The 17,383-nt window shown below is 73.6% G+C and carries 15 protein-coding genes; 6 read left to right on the forward strand and 9 right to left on the reverse strand.

The window, feature by feature from the left end:
* Positions 1–257: 257 nt before the first annotated feature.
* Positions 258–2,825, reverse strand: a complete 2,568-nt coding sequence (locus ACQP60_RS20120) for an ATP-dependent Clp protease ATP-binding subunit (RefSeq protein ID WP_429736275.1) — start codon at positions 2,823–2,825, stop codon at positions 258–260.
* A gap of 230 nt (positions 2,826–3,055) precedes the next feature.
* Here ACQP60_RS20120 and ACQP60_RS20125 point away from each other — a divergent pair, with 230 nt between their 5' ends.
* Both ACQP60_RS20125 and ACQP60_RS20130 read left to right on the forward strand, forming a co-directional pair.
* The gene (locus ACQP60_RS20125) at positions 3,056–3,778 is read left to right on the forward strand and encodes a hypothetical protein (protein WP_429736277.1); all 723 of its coding nucleotides are present in this window, start codon (positions 3,056–3,058) and stop codon (positions 3,776–3,778) included.
* A 117-nt stretch (positions 3,779–3,895) separates the two neighbouring features.
* Positions 3,896–4,768, forward strand: a complete 873-nt coding sequence (locus ACQP60_RS20130; protein WP_429736279.1) for a universal stress protein — start codon at positions 3,896–3,898, stop codon at positions 4,766–4,768.
* 21 nt (positions 4,769–4,789) lie between these two features.
* Here ACQP60_RS20130 and ACQP60_RS20135 read toward each other — a convergent pair whose 3' ends face one another.
* The 7 genes from ACQP60_RS20135 to ACQP60_RS20165 all read right to left on the reverse strand — a co-directional run bounded on the left by ACQP60_RS20135 (position 4,790) and on the right by ACQP60_RS20165 (position 13,350).
* A complete protein-coding gene (locus tag ACQP60_RS20135) occupies positions 4,790–5,992 on the reverse strand; it encodes a cystathionine gamma-synthase (protein WP_429736281.1) in 1,203 nt (400 codons plus the stop codon).
* Between the two features lie 25 nt (positions 5,993–6,017).
* Positions 6,018–7,421 (reverse strand): cystathionine beta-synthase, encoded by a 1,404-nt coding sequence (locus tag ACQP60_RS20140; protein WP_429736283.1) that lies wholly within the window; start codon positions 7,419–7,421, stop codon positions 6,018–6,020.
* 28 nt (positions 7,422–7,449) lie between these two features.
* Positions 7,450–9,483 carry an ABC1 kinase family protein gene (locus ACQP60_RS20145; protein ID WP_429736285.1) on the reverse strand — a complete coding sequence of 678 codons (2,034 nt, stop codon included), beginning with the start codon at positions 9,481–9,483 and terminating at the stop codon, positions 7,450–7,452.
* A gap of 139 nt (positions 9,484–9,622) precedes the next feature.
* The gene (locus ACQP60_RS20150; protein WP_429736287.1) at positions 9,623–10,093 is read right to left on the reverse strand and encodes a hypothetical protein; all 471 of its coding nucleotides are present in this window, start codon (positions 10,091–10,093) and stop codon (positions 9,623–9,625) included.
* Between the two features lie 103 nt (positions 10,094–10,196).
* Positions 10,197–11,519, reverse strand: a complete 1,323-nt coding sequence (locus ACQP60_RS20155) for an oligosaccharide MFS transporter (protein WP_429736289.1) — start codon at positions 11,517–11,519, stop codon at positions 10,197–10,199.
* On the reverse strand, positions 11,519–12,535 hold the full coding sequence (locus ACQP60_RS20160) for a glycoside hydrolase family 43 protein (RefSeq protein ID WP_429736291.1): 1,017 nt from the start codon (positions 12,533–12,535) through the stop codon (positions 11,519–11,521). Before ACQP60_RS20160 ends, ACQP60_RS20155 begins: the two co-directional genes overlap by 1 nt.
* A 191-nt stretch (positions 12,536–12,726) precedes the next feature.
* Positions 12,727–13,350, reverse strand: coding sequence for a pentapeptide repeat-containing protein (locus ACQP60_RS20165; RefSeq protein WP_429736293.1), 624 nt, complete (start codon positions 13,348–13,350; stop codon positions 12,727–12,729).
* Between the two features lie 38 nt (positions 13,351–13,388).
* Here ACQP60_RS20165 and ACQP60_RS20170 point away from each other — a divergent pair, with 38 nt between their 5' ends.
* Both ACQP60_RS20170 and ACQP60_RS20175 read left to right on the forward strand, forming a co-directional pair.
* Positions 13,389–13,994, forward strand: coding sequence for an alpha/beta hydrolase family protein (locus ACQP60_RS20170; RefSeq protein ID WP_429736295.1), 606 nt, complete (start codon positions 13,389–13,391; stop codon positions 13,992–13,994).
* Between the two features lie 143 nt (positions 13,995–14,137).
* Positions 14,138–15,430, forward strand: coding sequence for an ABC transporter substrate-binding protein (locus tag ACQP60_RS20175; RefSeq protein WP_429736297.1), 1,293 nt, complete (start codon positions 14,138–14,140; stop codon positions 15,428–15,430).
* Positions 15,431–15,452: 22 nt separating this feature from the next.
* Here the strand turns inward: ACQP60_RS20175 and def are convergent, their stop codons facing one another.
* Positions 15,453–16,139 (reverse strand): peptide deformylase, encoded by a 687-nt coding sequence (gene def / locus ACQP60_RS20180; protein ID WP_429736299.1) that lies wholly within the window; start codon positions 16,137–16,139, stop codon positions 15,453–15,455.
* Between the two features lie 81 nt (positions 16,140–16,220).
* Between def and ACQP60_RS20185 the strand changes: the two genes are divergently transcribed.
* Both ACQP60_RS20185 and ACQP60_RS20190 read left to right on the forward strand, forming a co-directional pair.
* Positions 16,221–16,547 (forward strand): TraR/DksA family transcriptional regulator, encoded by a 327-nt coding sequence (locus tag ACQP60_RS20185; protein WP_429736301.1) that lies wholly within the window; start codon positions 16,221–16,223, stop codon positions 16,545–16,547.
* Positions 16,548–16,647: 100 nt separating this feature from the next.
* Positions 16,648–17,313 carry a UdgX family uracil-DNA binding protein gene (locus tag ACQP60_RS20190; RefSeq protein ID WP_429736303.1) on the forward strand — a complete coding sequence of 222 codons (666 nt, stop codon included), beginning with the start codon at positions 16,648–16,650 and terminating at the stop codon, positions 17,311–17,313.
* Positions 17,314–17,383: the final 70 nt, after the last annotated feature.

Raw genomic sequence — 17,383 nt, forward strand, 5'->3', positions numbered from 1 at the left:
CCCCGCGCGAGAGTTCGCCGGAAAGTCTCACGATGCGGGACCGCGCTGCCTCATCCCGCACCCCTCTTGTCAGAGTCAGCCCGGGCTATACCCCGACCTGGCTCTGACAGCTCCGAAGGCCGACGACGTGTCAGAGCCACGCGGCGCTATACCCCCACGTGACTCTGACAAGTCGCGGAGGCACGACAAAGGCCCCGGACCCTGTGAGGGGGTCCGAGGCCTTCGTCGTCGACCGTCAGGTCGGTGGGCTCAGCGCGTCACTCCGCGCCGGCCTGCATCTGCCCGGTCGGGGGCAGGTCGTGCACCGAGACGCCGGTGGGGGCGTCGAGCGCCGCCGCCGCGCCGACCGTGACCGGCCCGCGCTCGTGCTCGCTCTTGGGGACCCCGCGGAAGGTGAACTCCCCGAGGATGCCCTCGCCCTCGCCGTCGACCAGCACGAGGTCGCCGGCCTTGAGCTCGCCGAACAGGATCTTCTCGGACAGCGTGTCCTCGATCTCCCGCTGGATGGCTCGCTTCAGCGGACGGGCGCCGAGCACCGGGTCGTAGCCCTTCTCCGCCAGCAGGTTCTTCGCGGCGGGCGTGAGCTCGATGGCCATGTCCCGGTCGCGCAGACGCTTGTCCAGCTTGGCGATCTCCAGGTCGACGATCTCGATGATCTCGTCCTGCGAGAGCTGCGGGAAGACCACCACGTCGTCGACGCGGTTGAGGAACTCCGGCCGGAAGTGCTGCTTGAGCTCCTCGTTGACCTTCGCCTTCATGCGCTCGTAGGAGGTCACCAGGTCGCCGCCGGCGTTGAAGCCGGTCTGGACGCCCTTGGCGATGTCCCGCGTGCCGAGGTTGGTGGTCATGATGATCACGGTGTTCTTGAAATCGACCACCCGGCCCTGCGAGTCGGTCAGGCGACCGTCCTCGAGCACCTGCAGCAGCGAGTTGAAGATGTCCGCGTGGGCCTTCTCGACCTCGTCGAACAGGACCACCGAGAACGGCTTGCGCCGCACCTTCTCCGTGAGCTGACCGCCCTCGTCGTAGCCGACGTACCCGGGCGGCGAGCCGAACAGCCGCGACACGGTGTGCTTCTCCGAGAACTCGGACATGTCGAGCTGGATCAGCGCGTCCTCGTCGCCGAAGAGGAACTCGGCGAGCGCCTTGGCCAGCTCCGTCTTCCCGACGCCCGTGGGGCCGGCGAAGATGAACGAGCCACCGGGGCGCTTCGGGTCCTTGAGCCCCGCACGCGTGCGACGGATCGCCTGGGACAGCGCCTTGATGGCCGTGTCCTGGCCGACGACCCGCTTGTGCAGCTCGTCCTCCATGTGCAGGAGCTTGCTGGACTCCTCCTCGGTGAGCTTGACGACCGGGATGCCGGTCGACATCGCCAGCACCTCGGCGATGAGCTCGTCGTCGACCTCCGCGACGGAGTCGAGGTCGCCCGACTTCCAGGCCTTCTCCTTGTCGGCGCGCTGGGCGGTGAGCTGCTTCTCCTTGTCCCGCAGCCCGGCGGCCTTCTCGAAGTCCTGCTCGTCGATCGCCGACTCCTTGTCGCGGCGGGCCTCGGCGATCTCCTCGTCCAGGGCCTTGAGCTCCGGCGGCGCCGTCATGCGACGGATGCGCAGGCGCGCGCCCGCCTCGTCGATCAGGTCGATCGCCTTGTCCGGCAGGTACCGGTCGTTGATGTACCGGTCGGCGAGCTGCGCGGCGGAGACCAGCGCGGAGTCCGTGATGGACACGCGGTGGTGCGCCTCGTAGCGGTCGCGCAGGCCCTTGAGGATCTCGATGGCGTGCTCGAGCGACGGCTCGTTGACCTGGATCGGCTGGAAGCGGCGCTCCAGGGCCGGGTCCTTCTCGACGTACTTGCGGTACTCGTCGAGCGTGGTCGCGCCGATGGTCTGCAGCTCGCCGCGGGCCAGCATCGGCTTGAGGATGCTCGCCGCGTCGATCGCGCCCTCGGCGGCACCCGCCCCGACGAGGGTGTGGATCTCGTCGATGAACAGGATGATGTCGCCGCGGGTGCGGATCTCCTTGAGCACCTTCTTGAGGCGCTCCTCGAAGTCACCGCGGTAGCGGGAACCGGCGACCAGGGCGCCGAGGTCCAGCGTGTAGAGCTGCTTGTCCTTCAGCGTCTCCGGCACGTCGCCGCGCACGATGTCCTGGGCGAGGCCCTCGACGACGGCCGTCTTGCCGACGCCCGGCTCGCCGATCAGCACCGGGTTGTTCTTGGTGCGGCGGCTCAGCACCTGCATGACGCGCTCGATCTCCGTCGAACGGCCGATGACCGGGTCGAGCTTGCCCTCGCGCGCGGCCTGGGTGAGGTTGCGGCCGAACTGGTCGAGGACGGCGGAGCCGGACGGCTGCCCCTCCTGCGGGCCACCGGCGGCCACGGGCTCCTTGCCCTGGTAGCCGCTCAGCAGCTGGATGACCTGCTGGCGCACCTTGTTCAGGTCGGCGCCCATCTTGGTGAGCACCTGGGCGGCGACGCCCTCACCCTCGCGGATGAGGCCGAGCAGGATGTGCTCGGTGCCGATGTAGTTGTGCCCGAGCTGCAGCGCCTCGCGGAGCGACAGCTCCAGCACCTTCTTGGCGCGCGGCGTGAACGGGATGTGCCCGCTCGGGGCCTGCTGGCCCTCGCCGATGATCTCGGTGACCTGGGTGCGGACGCCGTCGAGCGAGATCCCCAGCGACTCCAGGGCCTTCGCGGCGACGCCCTCACCCTCGTGGATGAGTCCGAGCAGGATGTGCTCGGTGCCGATGTAGTTGTGGTTGAGCATCCTTGCCTCTTCCTGAGCAAGGACGACCACCCGACGGGCTCGGTCGGTGAATCTCTCGAACATGTGCTGCTCCCTCACGAGCGGCGTTACCTGCACCCCGTCGGATTGACGGCTACAGCCTGACCGCTACGACTCTATGCGCTCCCAACTCGCCGACACCCCTCGGTAAGCCCATGTTCGCCAGGGGCGTGACGGCGCGCCGGATTGCCAGCCGCGGGCGGGGCGGTCCAGGCTCGGGGAAAGGCGGTCGCCGCCGCGGAGGTCGCCGCAGAGGTTCCACCCAGGGGGTACCGATGGACGAGATCGAGCAGCAGCCGGGAGCCACGGGCGGGGCGGGTCACGACGCGGGCCACCACGCGGGAGATCGCGCCTGGAACGGGGACGACGCGAGACTGGCGCGGTTCTCCGGCGTCCTCGGAGAGGTGCACGACCCGTTGACCTGGGGCCTCGACCTGGAGGACCAGTCCCTCACCGGGCACGCCGACTCCGACGACCCCACGTGCGAGCGGTTCGTGCGCGCCTACCGGTCGTTCACGGGCGAGGCGCTGGAGGTCGAGACCCTGCGCACCCGGGTGCCCGACGACGACGTCGAGGACGTGGTCCGCGCCGCGTGCAGCGGCGCGCTCGCCGCACCCCTGCACGCCGACATCGCCGCGCCGGTCGAGCCGGCGCCGATCGACGAGCCCGACGCGCCCCACGACCAGGCGGCCGGCGGGGAGAGCGAGCGGGACGGGTCGGACTTCGCCGACTCGTTCCAGGACTACCGCAGCGCCATGCGCGCCCTGGTCGCCGAGGTCGACGAGGCCCCGCTGACGACGGGCACGTTCGCCGTGGACGGCGACGACGCGGACTGCGTGCGCGTCACGGCCCGCGAGACCACCGCCGTGTACGTGGCGGCGGCCGACCGCGCCCTCGTGGTCACCGGCCCCGCGGACCTCGTCGACCGGGTGGAGGTCGTGACCCGGCCCGTCGACGCCCTCCTGTCGGGCCGGCGTCGTGCTGACGGCGGCGCGTGATCGACGTCGCGTGACCTCGCCCTGACGGGCGACGACGCCCGACCTATGCTGCACACCAGGGCCGTCCCCCAGGTCGTGGCGGGCGGCGGACGCACGACGAGAGAGTCGGGGTGGCCGATGCGCGGCATCGTGGTCGGGGTCAACGGTTCGGTCGAGTCGGACGAGGCGCTGGACTGGGCGCTGCGGGAGGCCGCCGCGGCCGCCGTGCCCCTCACGCTGGTCATGGTCGCCGCGGGCGCCGGGAAGGGCGCCGACGCGGCCGCGCACGAGGCCGCGCTCGCCCCGGTCCGCGAGGAGGCCCAGGGGCTGCTCGACGCGGCCCGCGCCCGCACGGGCGTCGACGTCGAGGGGACGGTCACGGCGCTGCCGGGCCCGGCGGCCGACCGGCTGCTCGAGCTCGGCGCGGACGCCGACATGCTGGTCCTCGGCCGACGCCGGCGGGGTCGCCTCGGCCGGGCCGTCCTGGGCTCGGTGTCGACGACGGTCGTGGAGCACGCCGTCGTGCCGGTCACGGTGGTGCGGCACGGGAACCCCGACGGCGCGGACGACGTGCCCGTCGAGCCGACGCCGCGCATCGTCGTCGGCGTCGACACGTCGGCCCCGAGCGTCGCCGCGCTGCGGCACGCGTGCGAGGTCGCGGGCCGCACGGGGGCGTCGATCGACGCCGTCTTCGCGTGGCAGATCACGACGCTGGCCCCGCTACCGGGGTCGTGGGGCTGGGCGCCGCCCGTCGACGACTACGAGAAGTTCGCGGCCGACTCGCTCGCCGAGGCGGTGCGGGCGGCCGGCGTGACGCTGCCGCCCGAGCGACTGAAGCGCCGGGTGGTGCACGGCCAGGCCGCCAAGCAGCTCGTGGCCGCGGCGCAGGGCGCCGAGCGGCTCGTCGTCGGGGCGCGCGGCCTGGGCGGTTTCGACCGGCTGCTGCTGGGGTCGGTCAGCCGGCAGGTGCTCGACTTCGCGCCCTGCCCCGTCACCGTCGTGCGCGGCTGAGCCTCCCGGGAGCCGGGCGGCTCAGGCGAGCGCCTGCTCCAGGTCGGCGACGAGGTCCTCGACGTCCTCGATCCCGACGGACAGCCGCACGAGGTCGTCGGGCACCTCGAGCGTCGTGCCCGCCACCGAGCCGTGCGTCATGCGCCCCGGGTGCTCGACCAGCGACTCCACCCCGCCCAGCGACTCGGCCAGCGTGAACACCTGCGTGCGCGCGCACACGTCGAGGGCCTTGGCCTCGCTGCCCGCCCGGAACGACACCATGCCGCCGAACCCGCGCATCTGGCGGGCGGCGACGTCGTGGCCCAGGTGCGACGCGAGGCCCGGGTAGAGCACCTCGGTCACGGCCGGGTGCCCGGCGAGGAACTCCGCCACGGCCGCCGCGTTGTCCTGGTGGCGGTCCATGCGCACGGCGAGCGTCTTGAGGCCGCGCAGCGTGAGCCAGGCGTCGAACGGTCCCGCGACGGCGCCCGACGAGTTCTGGTGGAAGCCGACGGCGCCCGCCACGTCCGTGCCGCCCGCGGGCGACTCGAGCCCGCCCGGCAGCACCGCGCCCGCCGCGACGACGAGGGCTCCCCCGACGACGTCGCTGTGCCCGCCGACGTACTTGGTCGTCGAGTGCACGACGACGTCGGCGCCGAGCGCGAGCGGCTGCTGGAGGTACGGGGTGGCGAAGGTGTTGTCCACGACGAGCAGGGCGCCGGCGTCGTGCGCCACCGCCGCGAGCGCCGCGACGTCGCTGATGCCGAGCAGCGGGTTGGTGGGCGTCTCGACCCAGACCACCCTGGTCTCGGGACGGACGGCCGCGCGGACCGCCTCGACGTCCGACAGGTCGACGGGCGTGTGGGCGATCCCCCACGGCCCGAAGACCCGCGCGATCAGGCGGTACGTGCCGCCGTACGCGTCGTCGGGCACGATCACGTGGTCGCCCGGGCGCAGCACCGCGCGCAGCAGGGTGTCCTCCGCCGCCAGGCCGGAGGAGAACGCGAAGCCGCGCTCCCCCTGCTCCGCCGCGGCCAGCGCCTCCTCGAGCGCGGTGCGCGTCGGGTTGGCCGAGCGGGAGTACTCGTACCCGCCGCGCAGGCCGCCCACGCCGTCCTGCTTGTACGTGGAGACCTGGTGGATCGGCGGCACGACGGCGCCGGTCGTCGGGTCCGGGTCCTGGCCCGCGTGGATGGCGCGGGTCGAGAAGCCGGTGCGGGTCCAGTCCGGGTGCTCGGTGCTCACCTCGCCAGGGTACGCACGAGCGCCGTCACCGGCCCGCGACGAACCCGAGCAGGTCGTGGCGGGTGAGGACGCCGACGGGGTCGCCGTCCTCGACGACGAGCAGCGCGTCGGCGTCGGTGAGCGCGGCGCGCACGGCCTCCACGCCCTCCCCGGCACCGATGAGCGGCAGCCGGGGCTGCATGTGCGCGTCGACGCGGTCGGCGAGGGAGGCGCGGCCGGAGAAGACGGCGTCGAGCAGCGCCCGCTCGGTCACGGCCCCGGCGACCTCGCCGATCTTCACGGGCGGCTCGGCGCCGACGACGGGCATCTGCGAGACGCCGTACTCGCGCAGGATCTCGATGGCGTCGCGCACCGTCTCGCTCGGGTGGGTGTGCACCAGGTCGGGCAGCCGCCCGTCCTTCGCCCGCAGGATGTCGCCCGCGGTGACGCCCTCCTCGTCGGGCAGGAACCCGTACGACCGCATCCACGTGTCGGAGAAGATCTTCGACAGGTAGCCGCGACCGCCGTCGGGCAGCAGGACGACGATCACGGCGTCCGCCGCGGCCGCGGCGTCCTCCTCCTCGAGCCGGCGCGCGAGCCGCAGCGCCGCCTCGACCGCCATCCCGCACGAGCCGCCCACGAGCAGGCCCTCCTCGCGCGCGAGCCGGCGCGTCATCGCGAACGAGTCGGCGTCCGTGACGGCGATGACCTCGTCGGGGACCGTCGGGTCGTAGGCGCCCGGCCAGAAGTCCTCGCCGACGCCTTCCACCAGGTACGGCCGGCCGTCGCCGCCGGAGTAGACCGAGCCCGCCGGGTCGGCGCCGACGACGCGCACGGGGCCGGCGTCCGCCCGGTCCGCCGAGACTTCCTTGAGGTAGCGGCCGGTGCCCGTGATGGTGCCGCCCGTGCCGACGCCCGCGACGAAGTGCGTCACGCGGCCGTCGGTGTCCGCCCATACCTCGGGCCCGGTGGACTCGTAGTGCGACAGCGGGCCGTTCGGGTTGGCGTACTGGTTCGGCTTCCAGGCGCCGGGGATCTCGGTGACCAGGCGGTCCGAGACCGAGTAGTAGGAGTCGGGGTGGTCGGGCGGGACGGCGGTCGGCGTCACGACGACGCGCGCCCCGTACGCCCGCAGCACGTCCCGCTTGTCCTCGCTCACCTTGTCCGGGCAGACGAAGACGCAGTCGTAGCCCTTGCGCTGCGCGACGAGCGCGAGGCCCACGCCGGTGTTGCCGGACGTCGGCTCGACGATCGTGCCGCCGGGCCGCAGCTCGCCCGACGCCTCCGCCGCCTCGACCATCTTCAGCGCGATGCGGTCCTTGACCGACCCGCCGGGGTTCACGTACTCGACCTTGGCGAGGATCGTCGCGCTCAGGCCGTCCGTGACACGGGCGAGCCGGACGAGCGGGGTGTGCCCGACGAGCTCCGAGATGTGCTCCGCGTATCTCATGTGCCGATCATGCTCCTGTGCGCAGGTTTCACCACCGGTCCCGCGAGGTGCCGCGGAACGCCGTCACGAGCACCCGCACCGCGAGCACGGTGCCGACGAAGCCCAGCGCGGCGCCGAGCACCGTGAACCAGGGCAGCTGCGGCGCGAGCATCGGGCCGCCGTCGGCGACGAACAGCACCACCGCGCCGACGACGGCACCCACGGCCACGAGCGTCATGATGACCTGCTGGACCAGGCCGGACAGGAAGGCACGGTCCGCAGGGTCGGAGAACGCGCGCACGGTGACGGTGAAGCGGCCCTCCTCGAGGTCGCGCACGAGGCGGGTCACGCGGCGGGGCAGCCGCTCCAGCTCGGGCGCGAAGCCGAGCAGCTGCTGCGTGGCCTTGCGGCGCACCGCCTCGGGGGTGACGAGCCGGTGCAGCAGCGGACGGCCGTGCTCTCGGGCGCCGGCCACCAGGTCGTAGCCGGGGCTCAGCAGGTCGAGCGTGGCCTCCAGCGACGCGAAGGTGCGGAACGCGGCGGCCACCTGCGGCGGCACGGCCATGCCCGCCGCCGTCACGAGCCGCGCGAGCCCGGCGAACGCCGCGCCCGCCCCGGCCCCCGCGCGGAACCGCAGCACGAGCTGCCCCACCTCGCGCTCGAGCCGGCGGGCGTCCAGGCCGGACGGCGCGTCGAGCAGCTCCAGCAGGGCGTCGGTGGCCGCGATCGCGTCGTCGCCCTCGATCGCCAGCAGCAGCGCCCCGAGGGCGATGCGCTCCGGCTCGCCGAGCCGCCCGACCGACCCCATGTCCAGCAGGCCCAGGCCGCCGTCCCCCAGCACGAGCACGTTGCCCGGGTGCAGGTCGGCGTGGAACGTGCCCGCCACGAGCAGCTGGTCGAGCGCCGCGCGCAGCAGCCGGTCGGCGAGCGCGGCGCGGGCGCCTGCGTCGAGCCGCTCCAGCTCCTCCTGCGCCTGACCCACGGGCGTGCCGTCGAGCCGCTCCAGCACCAGCAGCGTGTCGCTCGACGGCCCGTCGACCACCTGCGGCACCACGACGAGCGGCCCGGACGACGCGCCGTCGTACGTCACGACGTCCAGCGCCGTGCGCAGGGCGCGCGTGTTCTCCGCCTCGACGGCGTAGTCGAGCTCCTCGCGCAGCGACGCGGCGAAGCCGTCGGCCAGCGCGACGACACCGAGGCCGCGCCCCCACGCCGTGTCGCGCTCGAGACGGCGGGCGAGCCGGGCGAGGATCGCGAGGTCGACGGCGACCTGCTCGCGCGCGCCGGGACGCTGCACCTTGACGACCACGTCGCGCCCGTCGAGCAGGCGCGCGGCGTGCACCTGCCCCACCGACGCCGAGGCGAGCGGCCGCGGGTCGAAGGACGTGAAGACCTCCGCCACAGGTCGGCCGAGCGACCGCTCGACGACGGCCTCCACCTGGTCCCACGGCGCCGGCGGCACGTCGCTCTGCAGGGTCGCGAGGGTCTCAGTGACGGCGTCGGGCAGCAGGTCGCGCCGGGTGGAGAGCATCTGGCCGAACTTCACGAACGTCACGCCCGCGTCGGAGAGGGTGTCGCGCAGCCCGACGGCGAGACGGCGGACGTCCGAGCGCGACGTCGTGGCGCCGTCGCGCCGGTTGCGACCGAACGCGCCGCCGAGGCCGTGCCGGACGGCGATCGCCACGACCTGCGCGTACCGGCGCGTCTCGCGGCGCCCCTGCCGCAGCCGCCGGACGGCGCGCCACGGGGTGGGCAGCGTGCCCGTGGGCACGAGCAGCTCCAGCACGAGCAGCACGCACAGGCCCAGCACGAACGCCCAGCAGAAGACGAGGACGATCCCCACCAGCGCGACCCACGGCTCGACCTCGAGGGTGCCGTCGCCGCTCCACCAGCCCGCCGCGCGCAGCCCGCTGGTGAGCGCCGCCGACGCGGCCGAGATCGCCACCAGCGAGACGAGCCCGGCACGGACCCAGCCGACCGGCGCGCCCATCACCCGCCGCGCCGTCCACGCGAGCAGCGCCAGCATCGCCACCGTCGACACGAACGCGAAGATCGCGCCGACCACGCCGCCTACCGCGTCCATGACTGTCCCGTCGTCGCCGGCTGCATGGCGCCCACTCTCCCGGATGAAGCCCCCGGCCGTCGTGCCGAACATGCGGTTGCGCACGTTCTCGGGCGCGAGAACGTGCGCAACCGCATGGTCGGCACCAGGGGACGGTGGGTCAGGCGCGCGTCGCCCAAGCGGCGAGGCCGAGGGCGACGGCGTCCTCGGCGAGCGCGGCGGGCAGGTCCGGCCAGCGGCGGCGGGCGACGGCGGCGCGCCACGCCGCACCCACGCCGGTCCCGACGACGCCGCCCGCGGCCCCGGCGACCACCGCCGCCACGACCGACGGCGCCGGCGCGTGGTGCCGCAGCGCCAGCAGCAGCCCGCCGGCGGCGCCGCTCGCCGCCCGGACGTCCGGTCCGGGCGGGTCGAGGCGGCTGGGGGTGGTGGGCAGCTTGTCGCCCACGAGCTCCCCCGCGACGGCGAGGCCCGCGAGCAGGCGCGGCAGCGTGGCCGGGCGACGGAGGCGGTGCGTGGGCAGCCGGTGCCCGGGCACCGGGCCGAGCAGCGGGCCGGCGACGCCGAGCGTGGCGCGCGACCCCGCCGCGAGGCCCAGCGCCAGCGAGCGGACGACGAGCGGTGCGTTCATGCGCCCACCCTGGCACCGCCGCACGAGACCCGCCGAACATGCGGTCGCGCACGTCCTGAGCGGTCAGAACGTGCGCAACCGTCCGTGCGGCGCTCGGGCCTGGTCAGGCGGGCAGGGCCGCCGGCTCGGCGGCGGGGCCCACGGGGTCGGGGCGCCCCTTGTCGTTGCGCATCAGGAAGCTCGCCACGACGAGGACGGCCAGGGCCACGGCCCCCATGACGAGGTAGGACGAGGAGAACCCGATCGCGTCGTACGACAGCCCGAAGACCCAGGAGAAGATGAAGACGCCGACCTGCTTGGCCGTGTTGAAGCCGACCATGTAGGCGGTGGCGGAGATCCGGACGTCGAACATCCGGGTGATGTACTTCATCACCGAGACCAGCATCAGCGGCATCTCGATCGAGGCCAGCAGGCGCCACAGGACGAGCATCTCGGTCGACGTGAAGAGCGCCGAGCCCACCACGCGGACCACGAGGACGAGGGCGAAGATCTGCAGGCCCCGCTTGGCGCCGATCTTGTTGATGATGAACGGCATCGCCACCATGACGGCGGCCTCGAGCAGGATCTGCACGAACACGACGCGGGAGAACAGCACCTGCGGGTCGCCCGAGCCGGTCACGTGGTGGCCGAAGTAGATCGCGTACTGCCCGTCGAAGACGTCGTAGAGCGCGGCCGTGCCGAACATCAGCACCATGAAGCCGACGAACGAGCGGTCGCGCAGCAGGTGCTTGAGCGTGTCCTTGCTGACCTTCGGCCGGTCCTGGGTCTCGGCGGCCGCCTGGGCCTGCGCCGCGGAGTCCGGCTTCGGTGTGCGGGCCGCGAACAGCAGCGCCCCGAGGACGATCGCGGAGAACGTGCCGACCCACCAGATGTTGTCGGGGTTGGCCGCCCAGATGAAGCCGCCCACGAGCGACGCCGTCGCGCCGGCCAGCGAGCCGAAGAGGCGCACGTGCCCGTACTCGAACCCGTTGGCCCGGGAGTTGCGCTCGTTGAACGCCTCCACCACGCCGACGCCCGAGTTGAGCACCAGCGACAGGAAGACGCCGCCGACGAGCGCGCCCAGCACCTGGTTGGCGTCCACGATCGCCGGGAAGACGAACGCGAAGAAGGGGCCCATGAGCGCGCCCATGACGACGACGAACGCGAACAGGTTCTTGCGGAACCCGAGCCGGTCCTGGATGTAGCCGTAGAACGGCTGCAGGCAGAGGGCCGTGAGCGCCATCATCGACTGGAGCAGGCCGATGTTGCCCGACGACATCCCGAGCTGCTCCTCGAGCCAGGGCGCGAGGAACGTCATCACGAGCTGCCAGATGGCGAAGTAGAAGAAGAACAGCCCGCCGAAGTTCCAGAACGCGAGCTTCTTCAGGGAGTCGCGCGCCCGGGGCTTGGCGGTGGCGCCGTCGGGCGTCGCGGTGGTGGTGCTCATCAGAAGGCTCCGTCAGCGGGGAGGACCTCGGTCGAGGTGGGGGTGGGGCGGGTGTCGGGCACCGGCGTGCCCCACACGGGGTTGCCGTCGGCGTCGAAGGGCAGCACCTGGGCGCGGGCGTGCCGGTTCGGGTCCCACAGCGGGTCGCCGGAGATCTCCGTGTAGGTCCGGGCGTGGTAGACGAGGACGGCGTCGCCGTCGGGCGTCTCGGTGAACGAGTTGTGGCCGGGGCCGTACTGGCCCGCGGACGGGTCGCTGACGAACACGGGCTCGGTGCTCTTGGTCCACGACGCCGGGTCGAGGAGGTCGGCGTCGGCGTCCGCGGTGAGCAGGCCCATGGCGTAGTCGATGCCGGTGGCGGCGCCGGAGTAGGTGAGGAAGACGCGGCCGTTCCGCACGAGGACGGACGGGCCCTCGTTGACCCAGAAGCCCTTGGTCTCCCAGTCGAACTCCGGACGCGTCAGCTCGACCGCCGGGGTGGCGAGCGTCCACGGGTTCGCCATGCGGGCGATGTACAGGTTGGAGTGGCCGCGCACCGTGAGGTCCTGCTGCGCCCAGACGAGGTACTGCGCGCCGTCGCGGGTGAAGCTCGTGGCGTCCAGCGCGAATGACTCCCAGCCGGTGTCGACCTGGCCGCGCTCGATCCACTCGCCCTCGAAGGGGTCGTCGGCGGTGTTCTCCAGCACGAAGATGCGGTGGTTGAACGTCTCGTTCTCGCTCGGCGCGTCCACGGTGCCCTGTTCGGTGGGGGCGGCGGCGTAGTAGACGTACCAGGCGTCGTGCACGCGGTGGATCTCGGGGGCCCAGATGAGGTGCGACTGCGGGCCGGCGGCGTGCCGCTCCCAGATCGTCACCTCCTCGGCCTTCTGCAGGTCCTCGAGGCGGTCGGCGCGCCGGAGCACGATGCGGTCGTACCGGGGGTGCGAGCCGGTGAAGTAGTAGGTGCCCTCGTGCCGGAGCACGCACGGGTCGGCGCGCTGCAGCACGATCGGGTTGACCGTGACCTGGTCCGTCATTGGTGTCTCATCCTCCGGTGTCCTGCACTGGTCCGGCAGAGCGCTCGGGCGCTGCTCCAGCACGAATGTAAACGATGTAAACCAGTGACCGAAGTGACGTCCGCGACGTCCGCGCGGAGAACGGCGCCATGACCTGGACGAAGGGGTGGGCGGTGTGACGAGGCCCACGCGCCGGCCAGGACCAGGGGACCTCAGGGCGTGACGACGAGCCCCAGCGACTCGGCGAGGACGACCGCCTGGGCGGGGTCGACCACCGCGCCGGTCAGGCGCGCCGCACGCGGGTCCAGCGCCGACAGGTCCGTGCCCCGCAGGACGGCGCCGCGCAGGTCGACGTCGCCGAGCTCCGCGCCGGACAGGTCCACCCCGATCACCGTGGCCCCGGACAGCCGCGCCCCGTCGAGGTCCGCCTCGCGCATCCGCAGCCCCTCGAGGTGGACGCCGTCCAGCGCCGCCCGGCGCAGCGTCACGAACGACCAGTCCCCTCGCTCCGCGCGCAGCAGGTCGAAGCGGCAGTCGTCGAAGCGGGAGCCCACGAGCTTGCACCCCTCGAACGACGCGTCGAACAGGTTGGCGCGGCTGAACGTGCACCCCGTGAACGCGGAGTCGCGCCACGCCGACGCGTTGAACCGCACCCCGCGGAACGTGCACTCCACGAACGTGGCGCCGGTGGCCGTCACCTCCGTGAGGTCCACCTCCACGAGCTCCACCCGCTCGAAGGTGCGGCCGGAGAGGTCCCGGCCGTACCAGTCCTCGCCCTGCACGGAGCTCCCCGGCTCGATGCTGTCGGCGTCGATGTTCGGCTCGGTCGCGTCCATCCCCGGACCGTACCCGCGGCTTGCGACACACTGGTCGGGTGCCCGACACCCCGCCCGACGCCGTGCCCGACTCCACGACGCCCCGAGGGCTGATCCTCACGCCCGGCGCGGGCGCGAGCCGCGACCACCACACGCTCGTGGCGGTGGAGCAGCGGCTTGCCGCGCTCGACCCGCCGCTGCCCACCGAGCGCGTGGACTTCCCCTACCGGCTGGCGGGCAAGCGGATGCCGGACCGGCCGCCGGTCGCCGTCGCGCACCTGCGCGCCGAGGCCGAGCGGTTCGCCGGGACGCTCGGCGTCACGACCGACGCGCTGCTGCTGGGCGGCAGGTCGTACGGCGGGCGGATGTGCTCGATGGCGGTGGCCGCGGGCCTGCCCGCCGCGGGGCTGGTGCTGCTCAGCTACCCGCTGCACCCGCCGGGCAAGCCCGAGAAGCTGCGGGTCGAGCACTTCCCCGACATCGCCGTGCCGGTGCTCTTCGTGTCCGGCGACCGCGACCCGTTCGGCAGCCCCGACGAGCTGGCCGCGCACGCCGCCGCGATCCCGGGCCCCGTCACGACCGTCACCCTGCCCGGCGCGCACGACGTGCGCGGCAAGGACGACGACGTCGCGGCCGCCGTCGCCGACTGGGCCCGCGCGCTCTGACCCGCACCCCCTGACGCGCTCCCTCGCGCGCATGTCCACCGATGCGCGCTTTTGTCCGCTCCCGCTCGGTGCGCGCGTCCTCCTGCCAGCATCTGTCGCGTCACGACCGTCGACCGACGGCACATGTGTGCAAGGAGGCCCTCATGTCCACGAGAAAGCTCCGACGCTCCGGCGTCGCGTTCCTCGCCGTCGGCGCCGTCGCCGCGCTCGGCGCCTGCAGCGGCGGCGACGGGTCGGGCGGCGGCGCGGAGGACGTCACCCTCACGTTCGCCTGGTGGGGCGACGCGTCCCGCGCCGAGCGGTACGAGAAGGCGATCGACCTGTACGAGGAGAAGAACCCGCACGTCACGATCCAGTCGTCGTACGCGTCGTTCGCGGACTACTGGACGTCCCGGAACACGGAGGCCGCGAGCGGCAGCCTCCCGGACGTGTTCCAGATGGACGTCACCTACCTGTCGCAGTACGGCGGCACCGGTCAGGTCGCCGCGCTCGACGAGTTCGTCGAGGACGGCACGATCGACATCTCGACGTTCCCGGAGAGCGTCATGCCGGCGGCGAAGGTGGACGGCAGGCTCGTCGGCATCCCGACCAGCACCGGCGGCATCGCGAACTTCTTCAACACCGGCCTGTTCGAGGACCTGGGCGTCGACGTGCCCGACGGCGACCTCACGTGGGACGAGTACGACGCCGTCCTGTCCCAGGTCGGCAAGGCCGGCGCGGACCACGACCCGCAGGTGAGCGGGTCCACGCAGTACACCCAGATCTGGACGGTGTTCGAGATCTGGCTCGCCCAGCAGGGCAAGTCCCTCTACACCGAGGACGGTGCGCTCGGCTTCACGGAGGCCGACCTCACGGCCTGGTGGGGGCGGGCGACGCCGCTGTTCGCCGACGACGGGTTCATCGACCCGAAGCGGCAGGAGCAGCTCAACGGCGCGGACGTGCTGGGCTCGGGCGTCACGGCGAGCGAGCTGAGCTTCTACAACTTCCTGGTGCGCTTCTCCGAGGGCAGCGCGGGCGGCGAGTTCGCGATGACGCTGCCCCCGGCCGACGACACGGGCGACCGCGGCCTGTACCTCAAGCCGTCGCTGGAGCTGTCGATGTCGGCGAACACGGAGCACCCCGAGGAGGCGGCGAAGTTCATCGACTTCATCGCCAACGACCCCGAGGTGAGCAGGGAGTTCGGGCTGTCCCGCGGCGCCCCGATCTCGCAGCCCGCGATCGACGCGCTGGAGCCGGAGGGCCTGGACCGGCAGATCCTCGACTACTGGGAGCAGCTCTCCGCGGTGGCGGGCGACACTCCCCCGCCGCCGCCCGAGGGCGCGGGTGCCGTGGAGGTCGAGTTCACCCGCATCGCGCAGGACATCGGCTTCGGCACGACCAGCCTCGACGACGGCGTCAAGGAGTTCTTCTCCCTCGCCCCGGGGATGCTGGGCTGAACCGGCGCCGGCGGGCGGTCGCTCAGCGGCCGCCCGCCGGCTTCTCGGGGTACTCGGCGGGCTTCTTGCCCAGCTCGACGGCGAGCTCGCGGCGCCCGGCGAGGATGTCGGCCCGCTCCTCGTCGCGCTGGCGCAGGGCGTCGGCCTGCAGGTCGGGCGCGAGGTGGTCCCAGTACAGGGTGCCGTCGAGGTGCTGCGTCTCGTGGATGAAGGCCCGCGCGAGGAACCCGCGGCCGGAGAGCTGCACGGGGCCGCCGTGCTGGTCGACGCCCCGCACGGTGGCGGCGCCGGGCCGCTCCAGCGGCTCGTAGGCGCCGGGCACGGACAGACAGCCCTCGTCCTCGATCTCCGGGTCGGCGTCGTCGTCGACCTCGAGCACAGGGTTGACGACGTGCCCCACGTGCCGGTCGCCGCGCTCGTCGGTGACGTCGTAGACGAACAGCCGGAGCCCGACGCCGACCTGCGGCGCCGCCAGCCCCACGCCCTCGGCGTTCTCCATCGTGGCGAACATGTCGTCGATCAGGCGCGCGAGCTCCGGGGTGGAGAACTCCTCCACGGTCGCGGCGGGCGTGTGCAGCACCGGCTCGCCGATCTCGGTGATCCGCAGCACGCGGCCGCGCGCCGCCTCCGGCGCCTGGGCGGGGTACGGGTCCACCGGCTCGCCCAGCAGGTACGTGGTGGGCCGACGACGACCGAAGCTCCATGCCATGCGAGAAAGCCTAGGCGAGGCGCGGTCCCGTGGGGCGCCGGCCCGGCGCGCGAGCAGCGCGAGGTGCGCGACGCTCGAGGGATGGAGGGCATCGAGACCCGGCTTCGCCGTCGCCTCGCCGAGCTGGACGAGGGGCGGGAGCTCACCGCGACGACGATCGCGGACGTGCCCGAGGCCGGGCGGTCCGACGACGAGTGCGACCCGCGGCGCGCCGACCTCGCGTGGGCCCGTCAGCAGGCGGCGGCCCGAGACTCCCGGGTCGCCGAGGAGCGGGCCGCGGTGCAGGCCGCCCTCGACCGGCTGGCCGCGGGCACCTACGGCCGCTGCGAGGTCTGCGGCCGCCCCATTCCCGCCGCACGGCTCGAGGCCCGGCCCACCACGACGCGCTGCGTCGAGCACGCCACCTGAGCACCGCCCGAGGCGCGACGCGGCCCCGGGCCCGTCCGGCGAGCATCCGGCCGCCCCGGCATCCTGGCCGTACCCCGTCGCCCACCACCCGGAGGTGCTCGTGCCCCGCTCCCCCGAGCGTCCCGGCGCCGCGCGCTGGGTGCCCGACGACGCCGGCGTCGAGGAGCTCGAACAGGCCGCGCACGCCTGTCGGGGCTGCGAGCTGTGGCGCGACGCCACGCAGGTGGTGTTCTCCGCCGGACCGCCGGACGCCGACGTCGCCCTCGTCGGCGAGCAGCCCGGCGACCGCGAGGACCGCGAGGGCGAGCCGTTCGTCGGGCCCGCGGGAGGGGTGCTCGCCGACGCGCTCGACGCCGCCGGGCTCGACGCGGGCGCGGTCTACCTCACCAACGCCGTCAAGCACTTCCGGCACGTCGAGCTGCCCGAGCGCGGGAAGCGCCGGCTGCACAGGACGCCCGCCGTCGCGCACGTGCGCGCCTGCCTGCCGTGGCTGGAGGCCGAGCTGGGGGCCGTGCGGCCGCGCGTGGTCGTCGCCCTCGGCGCGACCGCCGCCCGCGCCGTCCTGGGCGCCCCGGCTCGCGTCGGGGAGCTGCGCGGCCGGGTCCTGGACACTCCCGACGGCGGGGCCTTCCCCGGCGCGTCCGTCGTGGTGACCACGCACCCGTCGGCCCTGCTGCGGCTGCGCGACCGCTCCGGATGGGACGACGCGTTCGCCGCGCTGGTGGTGGACCTCGCCACCGCGGCCCGGGCCGCCCGCGCCGCCTGACCTCCGGGGTGCCCCGGAGCCCCGCCGCACGCGGGTCATACCCCAGGGGGACCCGCGTCCCGGAGGAATC

The sequence above is a fragment of the Isoptericola variabilis genome (assembly GCF_050311655.1).
GTDB lineage: Bacteria > Actinomycetota > Actinomycetes > Actinomycetales > Cellulomonadaceae > Isoptericola > Isoptericola variabilis.